Origin of the sequence: Streptomyces sp. NPDC058964, assembly GCF_042741275.1 — a bacterium.
Lineage (GTDB): Bacteria > Actinomycetota > Actinomycetes > Streptomycetales > Streptomycetaceae > Streptomyces.
In genome coordinates, this window is sequence record NZ_JBHYKH010000547.1 from 1 (window position 1) to 5960 (window position 5960).

Consider the following 5960-nt stretch of genomic DNA (forward strand, 5'->3'; position numbering starts at 1 on the left):
GCGCAGTCCCGTGCTCCCGTCATACGCGGCCATCACGTTCTTCGAGACGGACCAGACGTTGACGACCATGTGCGGTATCCAGTCCGCAGGACCCGGCAGAGGGAACTGAATTCCTCGCTGCCGTATGCGAGATGGGCCCAGGGGGCCGGCAACGGCGAAGCGGTTCCTAGGATTATCAGATGATGAGCGACTCCGCGACGCAGACCGCCGAGAGCAACCGTGCCCGTGCGGCGGCGGAGTCCGTCCCGTGGGCGGAGCGACTGGCCCGCTACGGCCATGTGGGACGCCCTCGGACCGACACCCGAGATCGTCTGGTACCGCCCTTCCCGGAACCGGGAACCCGGCTGTGGACGGCAGCGGGCCTCAGCCCGGCGATGGCGTACCGCGTCGCGAGGGCGATGGGCTGGGTCGGGCCGGTCCTCGTCGCGGCTGTCGCCGGGGCGATGCGGTTCTGGCACCTCGGCCGGCCACGGGACGTCGTCTTCGACGAGACGTACTACGCCAAGGACGCCTGGGCGTTGCTCCATCTCGGCTACGAAGGGACCTGGCCGGACCGCAGGGTCTCCGACCCGCAGATCCTGGCGCATCCCCAGGTGATCCCGCTCTCCGACGCCGGAAGCTTCGTGGCACATCCGCCGATGGGCAAATGGGCCGTCGCCCTGGGCGAGTGGATGTTCGGCCTCAACCCGTTCGGCTGGCGCTGCGTGATGGCGGCGCTCGGCACGCTGTCGGTGCTGATGCTGTGCCGCATCGGGCGTCGGCTGTTCCGGTCGACGGCACTGGGCTGCCTGGCCGGAGCACTCATGGCGGTCGACGGCCTGCACTTCGTGATGAGCCGCGTGGCCCTGCTGGACCTCGTCGTCATGGTGTTCGCCCTGGCGGCCTTCGGGTGTCTGCTCATCGACCGGGACCGGTCTCGCGCGAGGCTGGCCGCGGCTCTGCCCGTGGGCGAGGACGGATTCGCTCGCCCCGACCCGGACACCGGTGACCGTACGGGGATGGGCCTGCGCCCATGGCGCATCGCGGCGGGATTCTTCCTGGGACTGGCGGCCGCCGGCAAATGGAACGGCCTGTACTTCCTCACCTTCTTCATGATCATGACTGTGCTGTGGGACGTCGGCTCCCGCCGCGTCGCCGGAGCACGCCACCCCTACCTGTCGGTGGTGCGCAAGGACCTCGGCCGGTCGGTGCTGTCCATCGTCCCGGTGGCCCTGATGACCTACCTGACGACCTGGACCGGCTGGTTCCTCTCCGACCAGGGTTACGGGCGGCACTGGGCGGACGGCCGAGGCGGACCCTGGTCCTGGATCCCGGCCCCCGTCCGCAGCCTGTGGCACTACGAATACGGGGTCTACCGGTTCAACATAGGACTGCACACCCCCCACCGGTACCAGTCCAACCCGTGGAGCTGGCTGGTCCAGGGCCGCCCTGTGTCGTACTACTACCAGGCACCGCAACTCGGGCAGGACGGCTGCCGTGCCGCCTCCGGCTGTTCCCGGGCGATCCTCGCGCTCGGCACGCCGCTGCTGTGGTGGTCGGCATGCTGCGCACTCGTCTATCTGCTCTACCGGTGGGCGATGCGCCGCGACTGGCGCGCCGGTGCCGTCCTGTGTGCCACGGGTGCCGGATACCTGCCCTGGTTCGCCTACCAGGACCGTACGGTCTTCTCCTTCTACGCGGTCAGTTTCCTGCCGTACCTGTGCCTGGCCGTGGCGATGACGGTGGGTGCCATGCTGGGGCCGGCGGGACCGAGCCGGACGCGGCGGACACGGGGCGCGATGGCTGCGGGAACCCTCGTGCTGCTCATCATCTGGAACTTCATCTATTTCTTCCCGCTCTACACCGGCATGACGGTGCCGTATTCCGGCTGGCACGCCAGGATGTGGCTGGACAGCTGGGTCTGAGAGCTCATGGCACCGGCCGCTGCACGGGGTCCGACAGGCGGCTTCAGACACTGCACCGACAGTACAGATGCGCGCCCGCCGCCCGTGCCCGCGCGGCCAGAGCCATGAACGTCTCGACCGCGTTCTTGGCGTCGAGGTAGTCCGCGAAGTCGATCTCCTGGATCTCGTACCACTGAGCCGCCACCATCGGTACGGCATCCTCGGGGAGGCTCGCCAGTATGTCCCGCCATCGGTCGGGGAGCTTCTGGAGGAGCAGGCCCGTCTCCCAAGGGGAGTCCGGCTCGATGGGCTCACCCTGGGGGTACGGCTGCGTCGGCCAGATCAGTTCCGGCTTGTCCTGCTGCTCGGCGAAGCCAACACCCTCGGCGTAGACGACCAGTTGGGCCAGGACGACGTTCGGGTCCAGCCCCTTCGCGTCGATCCAGTCCGCTCCCGCCTCCTCCAGCGACGTGCCCTGGAGCCAGTCGCCGTCAGGGCCGATGGCCTGGTTCACCGCCAGGGTGTGGTCGGTCGCGTGGAAGTAGTCGCACAGCACGCCCATGTCGTTCTCCGTCGCTCACCCGGTCCTGTCGGCAAGTAGACCAGACGGCACCGACAACGGACCTGCGAGCTCGGTGAGTCAGCGGTGGAGGTGCTCGAGGGTGAACTCGGGCGAGGCGTAGGCGCCGGCCTGGGGTGCGGTCGGATCGGCTGGGAGATCCGCTCCCGGGATGGTCCCGGCGTGGAGTTCCGCGTCGTCCACGGGGGTGTAGTCCAGTACTTCCCGGTCGGGGAGTCGCCAGAAGCGGCGGGTGTTGGCCGAGACGGCGTATGCCGTGGCGAAGCGGGTGGAGGGTGGAGCGGTCAGCGCGGCCCGGAAGTAGCCGACGGCGTCATGCGGGCTCAGCCAGGTCGCCAGATGCCGTAGCTCGGTGGGCACCTGCTCGAAGCTGCCGATCCGCAGACAGATGACGGACAGCCCGAACTTGTCGGCGTACAGCTGCCCCAGGGCCTCGACGGCTGCCTTGCTCACCCCGTACAGACCGTCGGGGCGCACGGCCTCCCGAGGGCCGGTGAGGTGTGCGGCGGGGTAGAAGCCGGTCACGCGGTTGCTGCTGGCCACCACCACTCGCCCGATCTCCGTGCGCCGCGCCGCCTCGAGGACGTTGTGCGTGCCGAGCACGTTGGCTTCGAGCAGCACCCCGAGGGGCGCCTCGTCCGGCACACCACCCAGGTGAAGAACGCTGTCGGCCCCCGAGAGCGCGCGCTCGACGGCGACCGCGTCCCGCAAGTCCACGGTGTGCACGTCCTCGTTCTCCGCCTCCGGCCGAAGCGGCACACGGTCGAGCAGGATCAGCCGCTCCGCCTCGTGCTGCAGTCTCTCCCTCACGACAGAACCGATGTTCCCTGCCGCGCCTGTCACAGCCACAGTTCCCAGACCCACCGCGCCCCCAGCCCCAAGACGACCCACGCATCATCGCCGCCTGTCAGCCGCTCATCAAGCGGTTTGCGAGCCCTGCCTCCCGACGGTGAGCGCCCACCGCACGCCGGACGAGGCGGCCGGCCCCGGCGGCTCGGCCCGGGCGTACGGCGGAGCCGTCCGCCCTCTTCGGCCGTCTGCGGGATCTGGCGGACACGCTCGAGGCCGCCGGCGTGCTGGTCGCGGCTCGACCAGCGGACGGCTGTGGACGGCCTGGGCGCACCGCGCTCTGCCCCGGCACACCGACGTCCTGCTGTCCGCGGCCGACCGGCTGGCCCGCGACGGGGCAGCGCCGGGCAGGGCCGTTGGGCCCCCTCCGTCGCCGGTTCAGGGACTGTTCGGCCCTACCGGGACCGGGTACCCCTCCGACGATCATGAGGCAGCGGCCGGAAGGGCCAGGTCCACACCCGTTCCTCGGCACTTCGCGGCTCGCGTCCACATGGCACAGAAGGAGGTCGTCGTCCGGTGGGCGAGACGCAGGAACAGCAGGTGGGGACCGTTCGCCCGACGGGCGCGGCGGCTCCTGCGGCCGGGCAGTCATCGGGGCCGGCGGATCGGCCGGCCGACGGCGGACGGCCGGCGTGGGCGGAGTGGCTGACCACCACCGACCACAAGAAGATCGGGACGATGTACCTGGTCACCGCGTTCGTATTCTTCATCGTCGGCGGTGTCATGGCACTGCTGATGCGCGCCGAACTGGCCCGTCCCGGCATGCAGGTCATGTCGCAGGAGCAGTTCAACCAGGCGTTCACGATGCATGGCTCGATCATGCTGCTGATGTTCGCCATGCCGCTGTTCACCGGCTTCGCGAACTGGATCATGCCCCTGCAGATCGGGGCCCCCGACGTCGCCTTCCCCCGCCTGAACATGCTCGCCTACTGGCTCTTCCTGTTCGGCTCGTCGATCGCGGCATTCGGCTTCCTCACCCCGGGCGGTGCGGCCGACTTCGGGTGGTTCCTGTACGCACCGCTGTCGGACGCCGTGCACTCGCCGGGTCTCGGCGCGGATCTGTGGATCATGGGCGTCGCGCTGTCCGGCTTCGGATCGATCGCGGGTGCGGTCAACTTCATCACCACCATCATCTGCATGCGCGCACCCGGCATGACGATGTTCCGCATGCCGATCTTCGTGTGGAACGTGCTGCTGACCGCACTGCTGATCCTGATCGTGTTCCCGGTTCTGGCCGCCGCGCTGTTCGCGCTCGAGTGCGACCGCAAGTTCGGCAGCCATGTCTTCGACCCGGCCAACGGCGGCGCGCTGCTGTGGCAGCACCTGTTCTGGTTCTTCGGCCACCCCGAGGTGTACATCCTGGCGCTGCCGTTCTTCGGAATCGTCTCCGAGGTGATTCCCGTCTTCTCCCGCAAGCCCATGTTCGGATACATGGGCCTGATCGCCGCGACCATCGCGATCGCGGGCCTTTCGGTGACGGTGTGGGCGCACCACATGTACGTCACGGGCGGGGTGCTGCTTCCCTTCTTCTCCTTCATGACCTTCCTGATAGCCGTGCCGACCGGCGTGAAATTCTTCAACTGGATCGGCACCATGTGGAAGGGCTCACTGTCCTTCGAGACCCCGATGCTGTGGACGACCGGCTTCCTGATCACGTTCGTCTTCGGCGGCCTGACGGGCGTCATCCTCGCGTCGCCGCCGATGGACTTCCATCTCTCCGACTCGTACTTCGTCGTCGCACACTTCCACTACACGGTCTTCGGCACAGTGGTGTACGCGATGTTCGCCGGATTCCACTTCTGGTGGCCGAAGTTCACCGGCAAGATGCTCGACGAACGGCTCGGCAAGATCACCTTCTGGACACTCACCACAGGCTTCCACCTCACGTTCCTGGTCCAGCACTGGCTGGGCGCGGAGGGCATGCCCCGTCGCTACGCCGACTACCTGGCCACCGACGGGTTCACCGCCCTCAACACGCTCTCCACGATCGGGGCGTTCCTGCTGGGGCTGTCGATCCTGCCGTTCTTCTACAACGTCTGGAAGACCGCGAAGTACGGCAAGCCGGTCGAGGCCGACGACCCGTGGGGCTACGGCCGCTCACTGGAGTGGGCCACGTCCTGCCCGCCGCCACGCCACAACTTCGTCCAGCTGCCCCGTATCCGCAGCGAGTCCCCGGCGTTCGACCTGCACCATCCGGAGATCGCCGCGCACGAGGCGGCGAGGTAGGCCATGTCCCAAGCCGTTCTCGCCCTCGGAGTCGCGACCACGACCGTGTCCGGCTGCGTCTGGTACGTGCCGGCGCTGGTGGATCTGCGAGCGGGCGCCGACCGGCCCGTCTCCCGGCGCAGTGCCGCCGCGGCCTGTCTCAGCGGCTGGGGTACGACCGGGTTCCTCGCCGTTCTGCTGCCGGTCGCCGAGTCCTGGTGGATCCCCGCGGCCGTGGCGGTGCTGGGCTTCGCCGTCACCGCGGGCCTTCGGGTGCGCTCGGCCGTACACCGGCGGAGGGAGGTGCGCGAGGCCGCATCCCACTGGGCGGAGCTGGACCAGCAACGGACCGCGACCGATCCGGCGCGTGCGCGGAAGGTCATCGCCGTCCTGATCGGAAGCGGGCTGACGGCCGCCGCCACGCTCGCGGGCCTCTGGGTGAT

At 69.0% G+C, this 5960-nt stretch carries 5 protein-coding genes; 3 read left to right on the forward strand and 2 right to left on the reverse strand.

What is annotated here, in order from left to right; all coding sequences use genetic code 11:
- The first annotated feature begins 179 nt into the window (after window positions 1-179).
- Entirely contained in the window at window positions 180-1904 is a 1725-nt protein-coding gene (locus tag ACFW2E_RS39755; protein ID WP_384474835.1) for a dolichyl-phosphate-mannose--protein mannosyltransferase, read from the forward strand.
- A gap of 43 nt (window positions 1905-1947) precedes the next feature.
- On the opposite strand, the gene ACFW2E_RS39760 is transcribed toward ACFW2E_RS39755, so the two are convergent.
- Together ACFW2E_RS39760 and ACFW2E_RS39765 are read right to left on the reverse strand one after the other, a co-directional pair.
- Window positions 1948-2445 (reverse strand): hypothetical protein, encoded by a 498-nt coding sequence (locus ACFW2E_RS39760; protein ID WP_384474837.1) that lies wholly within the window; start codon window positions 2443-2445, stop codon window positions 1948-1950.
- A gap of 78 nt (window positions 2446-2523) precedes the next feature.
- Window positions 2524-3273, reverse strand: a complete 750-nt coding sequence (locus ACFW2E_RS39765) for an NAD-dependent epimerase/dehydratase family protein (RefSeq protein WP_384474840.1) — start codon at window positions 3271-3273, stop codon at window positions 2524-2526.
- Between the two features lie 555 nt (window positions 3274-3828).
- Here ACFW2E_RS39765 and ctaD point away from each other — a divergent pair.
- Both ctaD and ACFW2E_RS39775 read left to right on the forward strand, forming a co-directional pair.
- Window positions 3829-5538 carry a cytochrome c oxidase subunit I gene (gene ctaD / locus ACFW2E_RS39770; protein WP_384474843.1) on the forward strand — a complete coding sequence of 570 codons (1710 nt, stop codon included), beginning with the start codon at window positions 3829-3831 and terminating at the stop codon, window positions 5536-5538.
- Between the two features lie 3 nt (window positions 5539-5541).
- A partial coding sequence (locus ACFW2E_RS39775) for a hypothetical protein (RefSeq protein WP_384474846.1) occupies window positions 5542-5960 on the forward strand: 419 nt, incomplete at its 3' end.